Source organism: Rhizobium sp. CB3060, from assembly GCF_025200735.1.
GTDB lineage: Bacteria > Pseudomonadota > Alphaproteobacteria > Rhizobiales > Rhizobiaceae > Rhizobium.
Genome location: NZ_CP104160.1, coordinates 300,090 through 319,448 on the forward strand (window position 1 = coordinate 300,090; position 19,359 = coordinate 319,448).

A 19,359-nucleotide genomic window follows, 5' to 3' on the forward strand; every position below is an offset into this window, starting at 1 on the left:
TGCTTATGCGCATCTAAAGTCCACGTTGGAAGCATTGGATTTAAGGGCGTCAGATCTCGCCGATCAAAAATAACAGAAGCTTGCAGCAACTCAGCCGATCAACATAGGAGCAGGGAACCATGGGACTTAACCCAAGCAGGGATGTATTCATTACGTGTGCGGTGACAGGTGCCGGAGACACCCCTGGCCGGTCTGAAAAGGTGCCAGTAACACCGCGACAAATCGCCGACGCATCGATTGAAGCAGCCAATGCGGGTGCAGCAATCGTGCATATCCACGTACGAAACCCCGAAACCGGCAAAGGCGCGCGCGATGCGCACCTCTACGAAGAGGTTCTAAACCTCATCAAAAGGTCAGGCGTCGACGTCGTCATAAACTTCACCGCCGGGATGGGCGGTGCGCTTACCTTCGGTCCTGCCGAACAACCCATGCCGCTTGCCGCTGTCGGAACCGATATAGCTGGCGCTACCGAGCGCCTTGTGCATGTCAAAACACTTCTGCCTGAAATCTGTACGCTAGACTGTGGTACGATGAATTTTGGCGATGAAAATTTTGTGCTGGCCAATACGCCGGCCATGCTGAAGGAAATGGCCGCGCAAGTCCTAGAGTACGGCGTAAAACCCGAGATCGAGATATTTGACACGGGACACCTGTTGCTGGCCAAATGGCTTCACGAGCAAGGTTTGCTTAGCGATCCTGTTATGGTGCAACTCTGCATGGGCATCCGCTGGTGCGCACCAGACGATCTTACGACGCTGAACGCTCTTATCTCCAGACTCCCCGAGGATTGGACGTTTTCCGCCTTCTCAATCGGACGAAACCAGTTGCCTTATACCGCGTTGGCTCTCGCTGCCGGCGGCCATATCCGCGTCGGCCTTGAAGACAATCTCTGGCTCGATAAGGGCGTGCTTGCAACCAACGGAGCACTGGTGGCCCGCGCGGTCGTGATTGCCGAGGCTATGGGTTCTCGCATCATGAGTGCAAAAGACGTTCGCAAAAAGTTGAACTTGCAGAGGCGCTGGTGAAGTTGCTTTCGGCATGCGGTTCCGCTGCCCGAAGCTGAGGAACCGATCGCGTTTTTTTGCAATGCCGTACATAGCTTTGTGAGCGCCGTCCTTTACGCCGGATCCGGGAATAGGATAGCGCTTACAAAGCAGGCGGGCTGATTATGGGATCATCGCTCACTTGGGCGGTGGTTCGGGAGTTGAACCGGCGATGGTAACGTTCTTCTTAGCAAGCGCACCCGCGAAGCCGCTTCCGTGCTATTGAACGCTCGGAAGTGTTTTTTGGGGACCTCACCCATTTGTCGGCATGGAAAAATAAAACGCCTCTTCACTAGAGGTTCTTATAGGGCCGATGCACTCGTTACGGGTCACTAATCGACGACATAGAGCGACTCGGCTCGCATCCGCTCGTCGGGGTCGAGAGCACGTTTGCTTCGAGCGGAGAGATCGAATCGCACAGTGACCGTCCGCACCATTGCATGAAGAATGTCATCAAGTGTTCCGCGCATCTCATGCTTACAGGTGAGCGACGACGTACCGATCGTCTCTACGCTACTACGGATTGTGACAAGCTTATCCGCCGGTACTTCGTGTTTGAAGTCTATTTCCATCCGCACCGCCGCCCAGCCGAGGCCGCTTTCCGCGCTCGTTGCATTCGCGATGCGGCCAAGGATTTGGAAGCTGGCATCGTCGAACATCGCAGCATAGTGCCGAACATTAAGATGACCCATCGCATCGCACAACCAGGGATGAACCACGCCGACGTGAGTAACTATGCTTTGCTTGCCCAAAAACCAACTCCGTTGCGACGTTAACCGATAGAATCTAACCTACCAAAATTTAGATCATTGATCAAATCTCTTCGCCATGTTAGCCTTACCGGACTGCAATTTCTTAGAGTGAAAATGAAGGTAAATATCCAATGAGTGAGTCAGCAGGGCAACGCAATTTTACCATCGACAACGCTCTCGATGAGCTGTCCGCGCGATTAACCGAGTTAAACCCCAAGAGTTCTCGGAGGCAAGAACAAGCGGAAGCGCACATGCCGGGAGGAAATACGAGAACCTTACTTTACTACCCCCCTTTTCCTATTGCATTTGCCCGTGGCGAAGGCTGCCGACTTTGGGATGTCGATGGCCATGAGTACTTAGATTTGGTGGGTGAACAAAGTGCAGGAATTTATGGGCATTCAGATCCGAGAATCCTCGACCTATTGCAGAAGATCGGTCGGGAAGGCCTGAACCTTGGGGGGCCTAATAAATATGAGGCCAAGCTGGCGGAAGCCGTATGCGATCGTTTTCCATTCATTGAACAGGTTCGGTTCTGTAACTCTGGAACAGAAGCAAACATGTTTGCCCTTTCAACCGCCTGTGCCTTTACTGGACGTTCGAAAATCATGGCATTTTCCGGCGGATATCATGGGGGCCTCCTTACATTCCCCAATGGTCCTGGTCCCCTGAATTCGCCAATCCCAACGGTTGTTGCGTCGTTCAATGATGTCAACCAAACCCACGATCTGCTCGAGCGCAATGCCGATGATTTAGCTGCCGTGATCATCGAGCCGATGATGGGGGCGGCGGGCTGCCTGCCGCCGTCGGCCGAGTTTCTGAGGATGCTGAGGGATTCGTGCGACCGTGAAGGAATAGTTCTGATTTTCGACGAGGTTATGACCTCGCGCCTTGGTCCTAGTGGCATGCAGGGGAGGCTCGGTATTCGACCTGACCTGACAACACTTGGGAAGTATATCGGCGGAGGTATGAGCTTCGGGGCCTTCGGTGGCCGCCGAGAGCTCATGGAGCGTTTCGACCCGCGACGCCCAGACCACTGGATCCACGCCGGCACATTCAACAACAATGTCCTCACCATGGCAGCTGGTACGCTTGGTTTGACCGAGATTTACACGCCTGAGGCGGCCGTTACCCTGAACGAGTCAGGTGACCGGCTACGGGGGATGATGAACGATGCGGCCAGCAAGCGAAACCTACCGGTGACCGTGACTGGCATAGGTTCACTGATGAACATCCATTTCGCGAGACATCCAATTACCACGCCCGCTGATGTGGCCAAAACGAGCTCTGCCCTGAAATCCCTGCTTCATCTCGATTTTCTTCTGAATGGAATTTACATCGCTCGACGTGGGTACATTGCGTTGTCGCTTCCCGTGGGGACGAATGAGCTAGCCTATGCCGTCTCGACTTTTGAAGCCTTCCTCGATCGCTGGATCGAGTTGATTTCAGACGACGCGCGATGAAACCAAATGTGTTGTGCGACGCTGTGCCCTGTGCGGCGGGTTTAGGCCATGCCGCGAGCTCCCATGTAATTGGGAAAACGCCACCAATTCGGTCCCTCCGATTGGTCGCACGCTCTGGCACAGAAGAAGTGGTTTTCCATGCCGAGGCGCGGCATGGCCGGTAGTGTTTTTCACATTGGAGGAGTGACGTGATCAAAGTCTTTTCCGAGGCAGCGATGGCCCTTGATGGCCTGCTGTCTGACGGCATGTTCATTGCGGCGGGCGGTTTCGGGCTTTGCGGCATTCCGGAACTGCTGATCGATGCGATCCGCGAGGCAGGCACCAAAGACCTGACGATCGCCTCGAACAATTGCGGCGTCGATGATTTCGGTCTCGGCGTGCTGCTGAACACCAAGCAGATCAGGAAGATGATCTCGTCCTATGTCGGCGAGAACGCAGAATTCATGCGGCAATATCTGAGCGGCGAACTGGAGCTCGAGTTCAATCCGCAAGGGACACTTGCCGAGCGAATGCGGGCCGGGGGCGCCGGCATAGCCGGCTTCTATACCAAGACAGGTGTTGGCACCGTCGTTGCCGAGGGCAAGGAGACGAAGACCTTCAACGGCGAGACGTTCGTTCTCGAGACCGGCATCGTCGCCGATCTGTCGATCGTCAAGGCGTGGAAGGCGGATACTTCGGGCAATCTCGTCTTCCGCAAGACGGCTCGCAACTTCAACCCGCCGGCCGCCACATGCGGCAAGATCTGTGTCGCTGAAGTCGAGGAAATCGTCCCGGCCGGCAGCCTGGATCCCGATCACATCCATGTGCCGGGGATCTACGTGCATCGCCTCATCCAGGGCCAGCACGAGAAACGCATCGAACAGCGCACCACGCGCGTGGCGGCTTGAGGGAAGGGGACGAGACATGGCCTGGGACAGAAACCAGATGGCGGCACGTGCTGCCCGCGAACTCGAAGACGGCACCTACGTCAATCTCGGCATAGGCATTCCGACGCTGGTTGCCAACTACATCCCCGAAGGCGTCCACGTGACGCTGCAGTCGGAGAATGGCCTGCTCGGCATCGGTCCCTTTCCGACTGAAGACCAGATTGACGCCGATCTGATCAATGCCGGCAAGCAGACGGTGACGGCATTGCCGCATTCGGCCTTCTTCGACTCGGCGCAGAGTTTTGCGATGATCCGTGGCGGCAAGATCGCCATGGCGATCCTCGGCGCCATGGAGGTGTCAGAGAACGGCGACCTCGCCAACTGGATGATCCCCGGCAAGCTCGTCAAGGGCATGGGCGGCGCGATGGATCTGGTCGCCGGCGTCAAGCGAGTGGTCGTCGTCATGGATCACACCAACAAGGCCGGCGAATCCAAAGTGCTGAAGGCCTGCACCCTGCCGCTGACCGGACAAAGTGTCGTCGATCGGATCATCACCAATCTCGGTGTGCTCGACGTCGTCGATGGCGGACTGAAGGTGGTCGAGCTTGCCGAGGGGGTCACCGACGGCGAGATCCGCAGCGCCACTGAGGCGACTATCGTCAACTAGGCCTGCGATTTTTCGGAGAGGCGCCGGGGCCGGTCTTTACCAGCTACGGAAGGACCAAGAGAGGAGATCACTATGAGCAATCCATCCATCGTCGTCGCCAGTGCAGCTCGCACTGCTGTCGGTTCCTTCAACGGCGCCTTTGCGACCATTCCGGCTCATGAGCTCGGCGCGGCAGCCATCAAGGGCGCGTTGGAACGCGCCGGTGTCGAGGGCAGGGAAGTCGACGAGGTGATTCTCGGCCAGGTGCTGCAGGCGGGCGAAGGGCAGAACCCTGCCCGCCAGGCCGCCATGAAGGCCGGCATCCCGCAGGAGGCAACCGCCTGGGGCGTCAACCAGCTCTGCGGTTCCGGTTTGCGCGCCGTTGCGCTCGGCATGCAGCAGATCGCTTCGGGCGATGCCAAGATCATCGTTGCCGGCGGCCAGGAATCCATGTCGATGGCCCCCCATGCCGCCCATCTTCGCGGCGGCACCAAGATGGGCGACATGAAGATGATCGACACGATGATCAAGGACGGCCTGACGGACGCCTTCTACGGCTATCACATGGGCATCACGGCGGAAAACATCGCCCGCCAGTGGCAGCTCTCGCGCGACGATCAGGATCAGTTCGCCGTTTCCTCGCAGAACAAGGCTGAGGCCGCCCAGCTCGCCGGCCGCTTCAAGGATGAGATCGTGCCCTTCATCGTCAAGGGTCGCAAGGGCGACGTCAGCGTCGACGCCGACGAATTTATCCGTCACGGTGCGACGCTGGACGGCATGACCAAGCTGCGTCCGGCCTTCGACAAGGAAGGCACGGTGACGGCCGGCAATGCCTCGGGCCTCAATGACGGCGCGGCTGCTGCCGTGCTGATGACCGAGGCGGAAGCCTCGCGCCGCGGCATCCAGCCGCTTGCACGCATCGTCTCCTGGGCAACCGCCGGCGTCGATCCGCAGATCATGGGCAGCGGCCCGATCCCGGCCTCGCGCAAGGCTTTGGAAAAGGCGGGCTGGTCCGTGGGCGATCTCGACCTCGTCGAGGCCAATGAGGCCTTCGCTGCACAAGCCTGCGCCGTCAATAAGGATCTCGGCTGGGATACGTCGATCGTCAACGTCAATGGCGGTGCCATCGCCATCGGCCATCCAATCGGCGCCTCCGGCGCGCGCATCCTCAACACGCTGCTGTTCGAAATGAAGCGCCGCGGCGCCAAGAAGGGTCTCGCAACGCTCTGCATCGGCGGCGGCATGGGTGTCGCCGTGTGCTTCGAGGCGCTTTGAGGGGCAAGGTCATGACCTCCGCCGAGTATCGTCTCTGCGACGTATCGTTCGACCGGTCCTTCGGTGACCGGGATGCGAGAATTGAGCGGGAGCAGGCACTCGCGGTCATCGACCTTTTGGAATGCAATACATTCATTCCAGTCGGTCACGACGGCGGCCCCTATCGCCTCAGGATCGAGGCGGTCGATGGGCGCCTGGCATTGCATATCGCTGATGATCAGGGCGAGCATGTCGTCAGTCACTATCTGTCGCTCACGCCCTTCCGCCGGCTGCTCAAAGACTACGCTCGCATCTGCGAGAGCTACGACGACGCCATCCGCCACCCTGGACCTGAACGGCTTGAGGCAATCGGTATGGGCCGGCGTGGCGTCCATAACGAGGCTGCCGAACTGCTGAGAAGCCGGTTGTCAACGAAAGTGACTATCGACAACAATACCGCGCGCCGGCTGTTCACGCTGATTTACGCCCAGCTCGTGCGCAATACCGACCATCGAGTTCTGCTGAGCTGAGATAGCTGCCGCCCCAACTGCCGACCAAGGAGGAACCCCAAGTGAATGCAATACCTCAACGCGAAATACACCTCGGAGAAACGAGCTCCGCAGGCTTTCTGGATAGCGTTGACCAGAACTTCCGCCATGCGATGACGTTCCTTGATTTGCCGCAAGGGCTGTCGGAACGGATCATGCAGTGCAACTCGACCTACACTGTTCGTTTCGGTGTTCGCCTGCGCGGCCGCATGTACAGTTTCATCGGCTGGCGATCGGTCCACAGCGAGCACTGCGAACCGGTGAAGGGCGGCATACGCTATGCATCGAATGCCGATGCTGAGGAGGTTGAAGCGCTGGCAGCGCTGATGACGCTCAAATGCTCGCTGGTCGATGTTCCATTCGGCGGCTCGAAGGGCGCCCTGAAGATCGACCCGCGCGAATGGACGCCACAGGAGCTCGAGCGCATTACCCGCCGCTTTACCCAGGAGCTCAACAAACGTGGCCTGATCGGTCCGGGCGTCAACGTGCCGGCGCCCGACATCGGCACCGGCGAGCGGGAAATGGCCTGGATGATGGACGAGTTCCGCCGCGCCAACCCGACTGATGTCATCAATGCGCGGGCCTGCGTGACCGGCAAGCCGCTGTCGAAGGGCGGTATTGCCGGCCGCACCGAAGCAACCGGCCGAGGCGTTCAGTTCGCCATCCAGAGCTATCTCCGCGATCCGCGAACCGCCGGGTTGAACGGCAAGCGTGATCTGATGGGTGCTGCGGTCAACGTTCAGGGCTTCGGCAATGTCGGCTATCATGCGGCAAAGTTCGTCTCCGAAGAAGACGGCGCCCGGGTTACCGTCGTCGCCGAACGCGACGGCTATGTCGCCAATGCCGATGGTCTGGCGATTGAGGCGCTGAAGCAGCATCAGATCAAGACCGGCAGTATCCTTGGCTTTGAAGGCGCCACCTCGTATCCGGGTGATATGACGGGCATCGAGCAGCCGTGCGACATTCTCATTCCGGCGGCGATGGAAAATGCCATCCATGCGGGGAATGCGGAGCGCGTCAAAGCGAACTTGGTTGTCGAAGCGGCCAACGGCCCGGTGACCTTCGAGGCCGACAAGATTCTTCGCACTCGGGGGGGCACCATCCTTCCCGATCTTTACGTCAATGCCGGCGGCGTGGTCGTCAGCTACTTCGAGTGGGTGAAGAACCTGACTCACATCCCCTTCGGCCTGATGGAGCGGCGCCGGCGCGAGCGGCGCAACCAGACCATCGCAACGGCCCTCGAACGCATGACGGGCAAGGATTTTCCGGCGGACATGCTCGAGGAGTTTCTCGAAGGCGGGGGGGAAATCGATCTCGTTCGTTCCGGACTGGAAGACGTCATGCGCAGCACCTGGGGACGCATCGCCGACCTGATGGAGCAGCGACCGGAACTCGGTGACTACCGAACCGCCGCCTATGTCGCATCTATCCGACAGATTGCGGATGCCTATGAAGCGATAGGTGTCTGATTGGTTTGTGAGCCGACCCTGCCAGCGCAGGTCTCTGTATGGCCGTTGTTGGCTCTAGATCGGCGCAATTTTCTCTCCACTCTCGCGTGCAGGTATCAGCGCGTATCATTATCGGCGGGCCAAGATTCCCGGGGGTTACGATGACAGACATAGAAGTCGACAAAACGAGAGAAGCGACCGCGTCAATACGCGGGTATCTTTACCAGCTCGACGCTGTCCTGTTGCAAATCTTGGACGCAGACCTCGATGATCAGATCATCATTGAAGGTATAGAAGATTTCGACAGGTATTCGGATGAGGAAATAACCTATAGTCAGGTCAAATACTATGCTGGTAAGGACCTGACGAATTCAGTTCTCCGCGAACCCCTTTACAAGCTTTTCCAGCACTTCCTTGGCCTTGAGGAGAATGCGCGAAAAAACCGGAAGTACGTACTTTATGGCTTCTATGCGGAAGTAAGAATTTCGACTGAGGAGCTCTCTGTTGATGGCTTCAAAAGGATCATGGAGGTCGGCGAATATGTGACGGACGTTGCCGGCGTTAAGCGGCTTCAAAAGAAGTCATTGATCGATCAAGCCGCAGCTTCCGATAGTGTCATCGAAGAGTTCTGCAAAGGTTTCAGCATTGTGCTATCCACTGAGTTCTTTAAACATCGTGCTTCGGTAATTGCAGCTGTCAAGAAAGCGCAGGGTGTTACGCTTTTGGAAGCGGAAGGTTTCCAATATCCGCGTGCCTTTGCCTTTGTTGCGACGATCGCAACAAAGGCCAATCATCTTCAGCGAACGACGACACGCCGAGCCTTGCAGGAGCATTTAAAGGGCACTCAGGCAATCTACCATCGATGGCTGTTGCGCGAAAAAGAAAGCTCCGAATACGGCAGCTTCATGCGTCGGCTCTATTTTTCGCCAAACAACAGTGCTGGCGTCGTTAGGGCATTCATCGTCGAAGTCGCGCCAAACGGCGACAGCGCAGTCATCTGCGACCAGCTAAGAGAGATGGCTCGTAAATGGAGTTCGGCCAAGAACAAAAGCATGCCGAATAGCGACCGGTACGCTCCGTTTGTCGTACTGAGAAATTCATCCGCAGACCTTATCTCGCAGGTCAAGAATGCACTTTTTGATACCGGCATCGATTTCGTAGACGGCTATCCTTATTACGGCTCGGCGTTTCGGGCTGAACATCTGCACACCGCTCAGACCAGAGAGCGGCAAATCGCGATTCGGTTCGCCGACGATGTGGACCAACTGCTAGACGCGCTCGCCAGCATCGGGCGAAAGATTTGCCATGTTTATGACTTCTTCCTTGAACGTCCATTGGCGCTGGAACCCACTGGATTCAAGGCTCGCATTTTTTCGATCCCAGTTGATGACATCTCCACCATCAAGAAAATCATATGAGGACAACATGACAGAAGAGATCGCAAACGCCGAAGTCGTTGCCGTCTATCCAAATAAGGTCCGCGTAGCGGTCGATGACTTAATCAATTTCCAGGCGGCAGGCGAATCGCTACGCGTCGGCTCTTTCTTGAAGGTCTCCGACAATGAGAATGTCTCCCTGATCTGCATCATCGAAAGCTTTTCCATCGAGATGAAGGAAACGAAGACTGAAGGCGCTCACGATTCCAAACGTGTCTACATGATAGATGCCTACCCGCTGGGCACCCTGAAGAATGGAAAATTTAATCGTGGCGGCGACGAACTGGCTATTCCACCGAAGAAGGTTGTTCCAGCAACAAAAGAAGAAATCGCGGCCATCTATGCTGAAGCCTTTCAGGCCCAAGATAGATTTCGTTTTTCGTCGCTCACTAGGCAACGAGACATCGACGTTCCGGTACACGGCGATCGCTTTTTCAATAAGCATATCGCCGTGATTGGGGCCTCTGGATCGGGTAAATCGTCCAGCGTCACTACAGTTTTACAGAAAGCTATGTCGGCGAAGGATGGTGAGTATAAGGGTTTGAACAATTCTCATATTCTCATCTTCGATCTCCACTCTGAGTACGCGACTGCCTTTCCAAGAGCAAATGTGATCACCGTCGACGACCTAGTGCTCCCGTACTGGCTACTTAATGAAGATGAGATGGAAGACATGTTCCTGGAGTCCGGGGACAACAACAATTACAATCAGGAAGCGTTGCTTCGGTCGATTGTCACAATCGCTAAAAAGATTGGCAATCCGGACATCGACAAAGTGAATTTTGACAGTCCGCTCCCCTACGACATTCAACACGTCGCAAATGCTTTTCGTAACCTCACGCGCGAGACGAAGAACGCCGAGAACTCATTGCAGATTAAGTTTAAGGACGGCAGCGAAATTGAGTTCGATGATGTTGAAGCGCAATTGAACTATTATTGTAGGGAACCGAGAGAGTTTGCTGCACCGGAGCGAAGCAAAATCAACAAAGGCCCATACGCCGACGGCAGCATCGACAAATTCGAGCGCCGCGTGAGATCGAAAATCTCAAACGCCCGTCTCAGTTTCATTTTCGGCGAAGAGGCCAAGGCGGCAACCTTGGAAGAAGTTCTTAAGCAGTTCACGGGCTACAGAGACAATCTCGAAACAAACGTCACGATTATCGATCTCAGCGGAATCCCATTCGAGCTGTTGAGTATCACTGTTTCACTCATCTCGCGGCTGATGTTCGACTTCTGCTACTACGCCCGGCGGGCCGAGAATTCGACCGAGCAGCCTTTCCTTATGGTATACGAAGAAGCACATAAATACGCGCCCAAGAGTGGCCTAGCTCGTTTCAAAGCGTCGCTCGCTGCGATTGAACGGATTGCTAAAGAGGGGCGCAAGTACGGCATCAGCCTTTTAATATCCAGTCAGCGGCCGTCGGAGATTTCTGAAACGATCTTCTCTCAGTGCAGCAACTTCTTGGCGATGCGGTTAACCAATCCGGACGACCAAAGCTATGTGCGGCGACTCCTGCCTGACACTTTGGGCAACCTGACGGAAGGTATGCCCGCTCTCGAACAGGGTGAGGCGCTGCTCATTGGTGACGCAGTTATCATGCCATGTGTCGTCTATGTCGAGCCATGCAATCCTGCACCTGCTTCCAGCGACGTGAAATACCTAGCGCTCTGGAAGGAAGAATGGAGGAAAATAGACTTCAAAAAACGGGCAACGCGCTGGCGTGGCTAAGTGCACCCTGATGGTAGTGGAGATAATCAACTGCCGCTACCATCAGGGTCCAGAAGAATATTTGTATCTCTTGAGATACCCGTTTTAAGGCGAAACCGGTTAGGATTATCCTTCAGGAATTCTTCAACTATTGTCCTGATGAGTTCCGCCTTGCTTCTCTGTGTGTGCGAAGACAGGCGCTCTAAAATCTGGAATTCCATGTCATCAAACGACACTGAAATGCGGTTTTTTACGCTCATTTTATTGCTCTTAGGAGATCGAGAACTTCCGATGTGACAAATGCGAAGCCTAGTATGATTGCCATCTGGACAGCCTCGCTTCCCCCTAGCGGCAGATACGGGTCGAGCCCGAAAGGCGCGATTTTAAGAAGTGAAAGAATCACCATAAAAATCCCGGCAATTCGCATCAACGTCGTAGTCGTCATGATCATGCTCCGGTTAATGACCGTAACCTAAACAGAAAGCCTTAATTTTTAATTAAAAGTGAACCACTTCAAATTCGCGCTGATAACGAGATCGTCGATTTCGCGATTTGCACACGGTTCGTGTTGCCGTCGAGGAAAGCCATCTTGGGGTAGCCGTGCCAATTAGATGTTGCTGAACCCACGGATCGATTTTTTCTTTCGGGGCACCGGCAGTGTAACTCATACCGGCGTCGACGCCCGGCGCTGCCCAGATACCTTGATAATCGGGCACTCTTCGTAATGCCAGAATCGCGGCTGGCCTGTCGCGCAGGATAAACCATTTTAGCTCTTACCCACATTGCCAGCGGCCTGATCGGCACTAGAGATTTAAGGCGGTGTGACTGTTCGATCCGCGTCATGCGACCCGCGCTTCGGAAGAGCCAACTTTGAACGACTGGTTCTCATGCGCAGACATCCGCTATAGCATGGATATTTGCTGGCAGCTCGTTCCAGATCAGATCATTGATCCCTAGATGAGAGCGCATGGAACTCAATGATGCAGAAGAGCCTCCTTTGCGGAATCCCTGTGCCCACTAACTGGTTCCATAATAGAACTTATCTGATGTTTTCTTGTAGCGGCTATTTAGTAATGCGACAGTTGGGCCAGTTAGAGATGCGACAGTCTCGCCTCTCGACGTTCTGGTCAATGCCAAGGTTGGGAGCAAGGATGACGACCTTCAGCCTGGTCGAGACCATGAGCGGTCGGAGTCGTCATGTCCTGTTTGATCACTATGTCGCAGAAAGAGTTGCATCGCCTCGAAGTCATCCAGAAGATCCGTGACGAACGCCTGAGCGTTGTCCAGGCTGCCGAACTGCTCGACCTCAGTCGAAGTCAGGTGCATCGGCTGCTGCAGGCTTATGACCTGGATGGTCCAGCCGGGCTCGTTTCGAAGAAGCGATCTCAACCGAGCAACCGGCGTCACAGCGAGGAATTTCGCAATGCGGCGCTGGATCTGATCCGCGAACGCTATCTGGATTTCGGCCCGACGCTGGCGCGTGAGAAGCTGATCGAGCTGCACCGGATCTCTGTCGCCAAGGAGACGCTGCGGCAATGGATGACCGAGGCTGGTATCTGGGTCTCACGCAGAGAACGCAAGAAACGGGTTTTCCAGCCACGCGGTCGACGTGATTGCTTTGGCGAACTGGTGCAGATCGATGGCTCGCATCACTGGTGGTTCGAGAACCGTGGGCCCAAATGCGCCCTGCTCGTCTATATCGATGACGCGACCGGCAAGCTGCTACATCTACGGTTTGCCGGATCGGAGAACACATTCGACTATCTGCACGCGACCAAGGCCTATCTGCAGCAATGGGGCAAACCGCTGGCCTTCTACAGCGACAAGCACGGCGTCTTTCGTTCGACCCATGCGTCGGAGAAGGACCGGACGAGCGGCCTGACACAATTCGGCCGGGCGCTCTATGAGCTGAACATCGACATCATCTGTGCCAACACCCCGCAGGCCAAGGGCCGGGTGGAACGTGCCAACCAGACATTGCAGGATCGGCTGGTCAAGGAGATGCGGCTTCGCGGCATTGACACGATCGAGGAAGCCAACGCCTATGCACCTGAGTTCATTACGGATTTCAACGCGCGTTTCGGCAAACAGCCGCGCAATCCGAAGGACATGCACCGGCCGTTGGCCGATCACGAGAACCTTGATGGCGCCATGTGCCGCAAGGAAGTTCGCACGCTGTCGCAGGCTTTGACGCTGCGCTACGACAAGGTGCTGTTCATTCTCGATCCGACCGACGTTTCCAGACCCTTGGCCGGCCAAAAGGTGATTGTCTGCGATTATCCGGACGGTCGTCTCGAGATCATGCACGAGAGTTTTGCCCTACCCTACAGAACCTTTGACAAGCTGCGGTCGGTCCATCGGCCGGAAGTCGTCGAGAACAAGCGTCTGGACGACATGCTGTCGATCGTCGCCGAGATGCAGGCTGGACGAGAACAGCAACGGAGCAAGAGCGGCCCTCGCCGCACCGGGCAGGCGGATCATATGTTCGGCATTCGGGACGGCAGCACGGCGAACGGCTATCAGAAGCGTGGCCGCAAGCCGAGGACAGATTACATGAACGATCCCGCGGTGATTGCCCGGCGAGAGAAAGCGTTATTGAGGCAACCAGCGGCGGAATAAAGATCGTCAGTGCACGCCGATGTCGCTTTGCGTATCTGATTCCAGCTGCAGGCAGGCGGACCAAAGCGGCGTCTTATGGAAGGCTCCGTCTTGAAGAAGCGTGAGCCCTTCTCGTGCCTCATAAAGCAGGCCCAGCCAGCACAGGCGCCGCAGGACACCATATTGGAGATCGGATTTGAGCTCCCAGGCTTCCAGGGTCATTTCGGTGTCGGACAGAGGTGCCATGTCTGGATAGAGGATTTTTACAACGTCCAATGGCGTGCAGCCCTCTCTCGCCTTGATATTGAGAAGATTGAGGAACATGCGCCACCAACCTAACCGAGCTTGGACCTCTTCTTTGCGCTCGGTGGCGTGGACATAGGAATAGAGATAATCCGTGGCGACGAGATCGAAGAAGGCCTGCGGGTTCATCAGGAACTCGCGGCCACGTCTGGTTGGCAGCAGCACATCCTTTTTCCGGCGAAGAAGCTTCAGATGGCGGGTCATGTCCCGCACGACCCAGAGCGGCGGCATGTCGTTTTCGTTCAGCACTTTGTTCATGCTGTAGAGGTCTTCGGCCGTGAAGTCGGGCCAGAGGAAGTTCACAGCGGCCCAATGCACGAATTTGCGGTTCATGGCGCCGGTCGCCGTCAATCCTATGCCACCCTCACCGTCAGCATAGGCAACGGACAGAAGCATGCCGCGAAGAAGAGGTGACAGCGCGGCGACATCGACGTCACCTTGCAGGTTGATTTCCGGAAGCATCGTGCGGCTTCGATCCCTATCCGCCCCATGCGGTGTAGAGGAGTATCAGCCGACGACAGAACAATTGCTACTGAGAAAGCTAAAGTCGAAGGGGAGCGTTATCACCCGCCCCCGCTCCGCCCTTTCAACCCGGCCCAGCCGGTCGGATCGGGGGCTACCGGCAGAACCAGTGGCGCATTTCTAACTGGCTGAACACGTCGCTCCTCTAATCAGCTTTGACAGGTGATGAAGCTGCACAATCTGCTGCTGGTGCGTCATACCGGAGCGGTCGATGATCGCCTTCACGACGGCCGGGTCGCCGTCGAGCGTTCAAACATCAGATGGTGCTCCGACGGCTTCGAGATCGGCTGCGACAACAAGGAGAAGGTGCGCGTCGCCTTCGCCCTCGACTGCTGCGACCGCGAGGCAATCGCCCATGTCGCCACCACCGAGGGCATCAAGAGCGAAGACGTGCAGGACCTCGTGATCACCGCTGTCGAGAACCGCTTCGGCCGCATCAACATGCTATCCGAGCCCATCGAATGGCTCACCGACAACGGCTCCTGCTTCATCGCCAGGGACACGGCATCCTTGCTCCGCGACATCGGCATGGAACCTTGCACGACACCGGTGCGAAGCCCGCAATCGAACGGCATGGCCGAGGCGTTCGTCAAAACCTTCAAGCGCGACTACGTCTCGGTGAATCCAACCCCCGACGCTGAAACCGTCATCGCTCAACTGCCGTTCTGGTTCGAGCATTACAACAATCTTCACCCGCACAGTGCTTTAGGATATCAATCGCCGCGCGAGTTCATCAGCTCGCAATCTCAAACATGGAGTAATCGCGGCGCGATCTCCTCAGGCCATTCTCTCAGTTGATGCTGGTAGGGGTGGTTGCCCCCGATAAGATGGGAATACGGGCTCTCGATTGGCACCGGGCCCAAACACCATTCGTTGGAGGCAACCATGAACCAGTATATCGGGCTCGACATTTCCTTGAAAGACACTGCGATCTCAATCCGGCAAGACGGCAAGCGCATCTGGCGCGGCAAGTGCCCTTCGGACCCCAGGCTTCTGGCAGGTATGATCCGCAAGCATGCGCCGCACGCCAGACGCGTCGTCTTTGAGACCGGTCCGTTGTCGACGTGGTTCTATCACGCCCTGACGGCCGAGGGGATGCCGGCGATCTGCATCGAAGCTCGACATGCGCAAAAGGTTTTGAACGAGACGCTCAACAAGACCGATGCGAATGATGCGGACGGGTTGGCGCAACTGGCGGAAGCAGGCTTCTACAAGGTCGTCCGGGTCAAGGCACTCGACAGTATGCTGACGCGCACACTGGTCCGGGCACGCAATCAGCTCCTGAGCATCTCGGTCCAACTCAGCAACCAGATTCGCGGCCTGATGAAGACATTCGGTCTCATCGTCCCTAAGGGAACTGGCCGCGTGTTCGACGGCCACGTAAGGACATTGCTGGATGGTAATGACGACTTGGCGCGGATCATATTACCCCTGCTGGATGCCTGGCGCGACATACGCAGGCGCGCGGCCGAACTTGATCGCCAATTGCTCGTGATGGCGCGACAGAGCCAGGCTGTGAAGCGTCTGATGACGATTCCGGGTATAGGTGCCGTTACGGCCATCTCCTACATTGCGGCGATTGAAGACCCGGACCACTTCCGAACATCGCGTTCGGTGGGAGCCTGGCTCGGGCTGACGACGCGACGATATCAGTCCGGCGAAGTCGATTATGATGGCCATATCTCCCGTCGGGGCGACAACCGTTTGCGGGGTTTGCTCTACGAAGCGGCAACTGTGCTCTTGACGAGAACTGGCGCCAGCGCCGAATGCCGTCTCAAAATCTGGGGGCAGAAGCTGCGCGAGCGGCTGGGCTTTAAGCGCGCCGCGGTGGCGGTCGCCCGTAAGCTTGCGGTTATCATGCACAGCATGCTCAAGACAGGAGAAGAATTCGATGCGTCGGCTGGCGCCGATCTCGCATAAGCGAAGCGCCAACTTTCCTCCCTCTGCGTCAAATCTCGATTTGACGAATTGAGCGTCCCTGCTGCGGACGTGGGTTCGATCATTCCGTTACTCAGGCGGCAGTTCATTTGAGACTGCGTCTCAAACATAGGAAGATCCTACCTGCGAAGACCCATTATGCGGCGGCATTTGCCGACCGCGGAAACAACCCTGCTCCCGGCACTGGCCCGCTCCGGAAAATATGACCGCTGATACTGGCGAACCACGAAGCCGCTCACTCGCTACAGCACGATTGGTCGCGCGCTCGCGAGCGGCTTCTCAACACCGGGCCAACTAGTCGGGCACGATCACAGGCACCAATCAATTGAACCGGTTTCCTATAAGCAAGCCGGAACGATGCTGAATGACAGGAATTCACTTGACGGAAAGTCAGCGATTAAACAACCTGAGCATGTCCGGTCTTTTGGGGGCAACTCCACAAATACTAACGTGCCTTGCGGATTTGTTACGTCGCATTACCGCAGCATGCTCGGCTAGGTCTTGCAAGGGAAGCATTTGCCGCCGCTTGCGGGGAAGCGAAACTGGAAATCGTCGCAAATTCCATCAGGCATTGGCCACTCGCGGACGGCGGATGGAAGACGTGCTGGTAAAAATGGATATGATTGGCCCAATCCATCCCGTCCCCGAAGCATTATTGCTCCGAAGCCGAAATGACCTCGAGAATTTCGGATGCCATGCGGACGGCGACATCGTACGAAATCGGAGGCGGTTCATGGATCACTGCTGCCGCCGCTTCTTCTGGCCGAATTCGGATATGGCCGACGAATTTGGCAACCTCGTCTGCGCGCTCCTTCGAGACATGTGTCTCGATATCGCTGAGCATGCCCTTTTGCCATTCAACGTCGGTGTCGCGCGGCCGCCAGGTGTCAAGATCGACTATCGAATGGCCAAACCATTCGAAGACGCTTGTAACGTAGGTGGCGCACGTAAGTCCCATTCCGGGTTCTTCGAATGGTTGGAAGACGCCCGCTTCGTCGAACGCGTCGCCCTTGGAGTAAAATCCGTATGGGATCGTTCCACGGTTCTGCCTTATTGCGCGGAGTTTCGCCGCGAAGGCCTGCCCGTTGAGCGGATCATCCTCGAACAGTCCGCATTTCCCCCAGTGATAGCCCTCGTCAAGCACCTCGTCGGAGAGGCGGTGGTGCCACCACAGATGCGACATGCGCACGGTATCACCGTACCTGTAAAGGACACCGACGTGATTTTGATGCTCGCTGACTTTCTTGATTGCCACCCCGATCTGATCGAGATGCTGCCCGGGGTCTTCGGCCTCACAACTTTTCAGCATCAGACTCCAAGCCGCGCAAAATCTTGGTCGCGTTCATGTTCCGTCGTTCGAGATCGCCGCGAATAGAGATCAGAAACGACTTCCATGTAAGTAGCTTTTCTCTCACCGGGAAAGTGTCGCGGATGGCCACGACAAGAAAGGCGGGTGGGCAACGTGTAAGATCGAGCGAACGGAAAAGCTCGTCGATCGTCGACCACTGACGGTCGCGCAGCACATTCTCGATTCTGACAATGACGTCGGCGATCTCCGATGTCTCGACTGTTTCCCGGTCGATCTCCATCTGTGACTTGATGGAACGGGCCTCGTCGCTCAATCCGAGGCTTATGTCCTCAAGAACCGTGGGTGAGTTGGCGATATGTTTTGCCTGTAAGACAACGGGACTTCGCGCGCTATAAATCAGGCATACGCCGTCCGCCCCGATGTCGGAGCGAAAATCTCCAGCAAGAATGTCCAGAAGATTTTCCGCTTCCAACCGCTGGCCCTGCGGCCAGCCAGCGAGGGCAACCTTCCACTGGGAAAGAAACGGAACGAGGTTCCTCTGGTCGACGGCCATGAAGGGCCAGGAGTGTCGTTTTCCATAGGAGTAGGTACCCGCGAGACCGCCGAAGCTAAATCCGCCGGTCGCGCTGATAATGTACATGGCGAAGTTTGCCAGAGCCCTATTTGCATCGGTCTCCGTCTCGGACGACGTGATGATGGTATCATCGAACAAGCCCTTGAGGGACGGCCTTGGCGATGCGCCTTCCTCAAACGACCTGTGGCGATAATCTACTGTGTAGTTGCTCTGTAATACACCATCTGAAGACAGGTCCAGTAAGTCTGTGTAATGAGTCAGCGCGTTCGATTGCATGGTTCGCGTCCGCATTGGTCTTTTGGTCGATGGAGAAGTCAGTATCGATCAGAAAACCTTCCTCTTTCGTTTCATTTATTTCAACAAATCCAGCATTGATGATGGTATTAACGCCATCGACAACTGCTGACATAGTAGACATATAGGTCGAATGAACACCGCCGTGTAGATCTTCCGCACCTGCAAGACCAAGTACTTCCGACCTAATCAATTCGCGCCAGCTCGCCGGCGGCTCTCCGACTTTACTCCGCAGGATGACATCCTTGTATCGAAGACCAACCCGCGAGAAGTGCGATAGTTGATATTGGTCCAGTAACGCGGTCGTGACTTTCTGAAGTCGGCCGCGAAAATCTTCCCAACGACTGTACTTGATAGACGTCAACGCAAGAAAATCGGACGACAGAACAACGTTCCACTCGCCGTCGTCGCTCGAAAACCTGTAGGATTTCGTCCGCTGTATCGGACCCGTGGACGGGTCCATGCCCACGGCGATCTGGACGGCATTGAGCTCCTCGAGAGATGGATAGTCTTCCATCACACGAGCCTGAAATTGAGCCGGCGGCTCAACATCGATCTTGAGAAGCTTTGGGAAACGAAGCTGGCAAATGACCTCCACGAGTGGATTGGTTTCGTAGACCACCCGCTGGTAATTGTCCGCAAAAGCCAAGACAGCCCCTT

18 protein-coding genes and 1 pseudogene are annotated in these 19,359 nt (G+C 56.2%); 12 read left to right on the plus strand and 7 right to left on the minus strand.

The window, feature by feature from the left end; translation table 11 throughout:
- The first annotated feature begins 119 nt into the window (after positions 1–119).
- A complete protein-coding gene (locus N2601_RS30995) occupies positions 120–1,025 on the plus strand; it encodes a 3-keto-5-aminohexanoate cleavage protein (protein WP_260305313.1) in 906 nt (301 codons plus the stop codon).
- Between the two features lie 350 nt (positions 1,026–1,375).
- Here N2601_RS30995 and N2601_RS31000 read toward each other — a convergent pair whose 3' ends face one another.
- Positions 1,376–1,795, minus strand: coding sequence for an acyl-CoA thioesterase (locus N2601_RS31000; protein WP_260305315.1), 420 nt, complete (start codon positions 1,793–1,795; stop codon positions 1,376–1,378).
- A gap of 131 nt (positions 1,796–1,926) precedes the next feature.
- Here N2601_RS31000 and N2601_RS31005 point away from each other — a divergent pair, with 131 nt between their 5' ends.
- From N2601_RS31005 to N2601_RS31040, 8 genes are all read left to right on the plus strand, one after another.
- Positions 1,927–3,255: an aspartate aminotransferase family protein gene (locus N2601_RS31005; RefSeq protein ID WP_260305317.1), complete on the plus strand. Its 1,329-nt coding sequence runs from the start codon at positions 1,927–1,929 to the stop codon at positions 3,253–3,255.
- Between the two features lie 215 nt (positions 3,256–3,470).
- Positions 3,471–4,142 (plus strand): CoA transferase subunit A, encoded by a 672-nt coding sequence (locus N2601_RS31010; RefSeq protein ID WP_445945075.1) that lies wholly within the window; start codon positions 3,471–3,473, stop codon positions 4,140–4,142.
- Positions 4,143–4,158: 16 nt separating this feature from the next.
- Positions 4,159–4,788, plus strand: a complete 630-nt coding sequence (locus N2601_RS31015; RefSeq protein WP_260305319.1) for a 3-oxoacid CoA-transferase subunit B — start codon at positions 4,159–4,161, stop codon at positions 4,786–4,788.
- 72 nt (positions 4,789–4,860) lie between these two features.
- The gene (locus N2601_RS31020; protein WP_260305321.1) at positions 4,861–6,042 is read left to right on the plus strand and encodes an acetyl-CoA C-acetyltransferase; all 1,182 of its coding nucleotides are present in this window, start codon (positions 4,861–4,863) and stop codon (positions 6,040–6,042) included.
- Between the two features lie 11 nt (positions 6,043–6,053).
- The gene (locus N2601_RS31025; RefSeq protein WP_260305323.1) at positions 6,054–6,551 is read left to right on the plus strand and encodes a UPF0262 family protein; all 498 of its coding nucleotides are present in this window, start codon (positions 6,054–6,056) and stop codon (positions 6,549–6,551) included.
- A gap of 41 nt (positions 6,552–6,592) precedes the next feature.
- Complete coding sequence (locus N2601_RS31030) at positions 6,593–8,038, plus strand: Glu/Leu/Phe/Val family dehydrogenase (protein ID WP_445945054.1); 1,446 nt, start codon at positions 6,593–6,595, stop codon at positions 8,036–8,038.
- 140 nt (positions 8,039–8,178) lie between these two features.
- Entirely contained in the window at positions 8,179–9,435 is a 1,257-nt protein-coding gene (locus N2601_RS31035; RefSeq protein WP_260305324.1) for a DUF4297 family anti-phage-associated protein, read from the plus strand.
- A 7-nt stretch (positions 9,436–9,442) separates the two neighbouring features.
- Complete coding sequence (locus N2601_RS31040; protein ID WP_260305326.1) at positions 9,443–11,182, plus strand: ATP-binding protein; 1,740 nt, start codon at positions 9,443–9,445, stop codon at positions 11,180–11,182.
- A gap of 26 nt (positions 11,183–11,208) precedes the next feature.
- On the opposite strand, the gene N2601_RS31045 is transcribed toward N2601_RS31040, so the two are convergent.
- Entirely contained in the window at positions 11,209–11,421 is a 213-nt protein-coding gene (locus tag N2601_RS31045; RefSeq protein WP_260305327.1) for a hypothetical protein, read from the minus strand.
- The gene (locus N2601_RS31050; RefSeq protein ID WP_260305329.1) at positions 11,418–11,606 is read right to left on the minus strand and encodes a hypothetical protein; all 189 of its coding nucleotides are present in this window, start codon (positions 11,604–11,606) and stop codon (positions 11,418–11,420) included. Before N2601_RS31050 ends, N2601_RS31045 begins: the two co-directional genes overlap by 4 nt.
- Before the next feature lie 752 nt (positions 11,607–12,358).
- On the opposite strand from N2601_RS31050, the gene N2601_RS31055 reads away from it, so the two are divergent.
- The gene (locus tag N2601_RS31055; protein WP_260305330.1) at positions 12,359–13,780 is read left to right on the plus strand and encodes an ISNCY family transposase; all 1,422 of its coding nucleotides are present in this window, start codon (positions 12,359–12,361) and stop codon (positions 13,778–13,780) included.
- 6 nt (positions 13,781–13,786) lie between these two features.
- Here the strand turns inward: N2601_RS31055 and N2601_RS31060 are convergent, their stop codons facing one another.
- Positions 13,787–14,524 carry a hypothetical protein gene (locus N2601_RS31060; protein WP_104823072.1) on the minus strand — a complete coding sequence of 246 codons (738 nt, stop codon included), beginning with the start codon at positions 14,522–14,524 and terminating at the stop codon, positions 13,787–13,789.
- A gap of 219 nt (positions 14,525–14,743) precedes the next feature.
- Here N2601_RS31060 and N2601_RS31065 point away from each other — a divergent pair.
- Both N2601_RS31065 and N2601_RS31070 read left to right on the plus strand, forming a co-directional pair.
- Positions 14,744–15,382: pseudogene (locus N2601_RS31065) on the plus strand (DDE-type integrase/transposase/recombinase); the annotation flags it as partial.
- 87 nt (positions 15,383–15,469) lie between these two features.
- Positions 15,470–16,504 carry an IS110 family transposase gene (locus N2601_RS31070; protein ID WP_260305333.1) on the plus strand — a complete coding sequence of 345 codons (1,035 nt, stop codon included), beginning with the start codon at positions 15,470–15,472 and terminating at the stop codon, positions 16,502–16,504.
- 670 nt (positions 16,505–17,174) lie between these two features.
- Here the strand turns inward: N2601_RS31070 and N2601_RS31075 are convergent.
- Genes N2601_RS31075 through N2601_RS31085 form a run of 3 tightly spaced genes read right to left on the minus strand, consistent with a single transcriptional unit; the run spans position 17,175 to position 19,348 of the window.
- Complete coding sequence (locus N2601_RS31075; protein ID WP_260305334.1) at positions 17,175–17,831, minus strand: hypothetical protein; 657 nt, start codon at positions 17,829–17,831, stop codon at positions 17,175–17,177.
- Entirely contained in the window at positions 17,815–18,681 is an 867-nt protein-coding gene (locus tag N2601_RS31080; RefSeq protein ID WP_260305335.1) for a hypothetical protein, read from the minus strand. The genes N2601_RS31075 and N2601_RS31080 overlap by 17 nt, the downstream gene beginning before the upstream one ends.
- Positions 18,578–19,348, minus strand: coding sequence for a TIGR04255 family protein (locus N2601_RS31085; protein WP_260305337.1), 771 nt, complete (start codon positions 19,346–19,348; stop codon positions 18,578–18,580). The genes N2601_RS31080 and N2601_RS31085 overlap by 104 nt, the downstream gene beginning before the upstream one ends.
- Positions 19,349–19,359 lie beyond the last annotated feature (11 nt).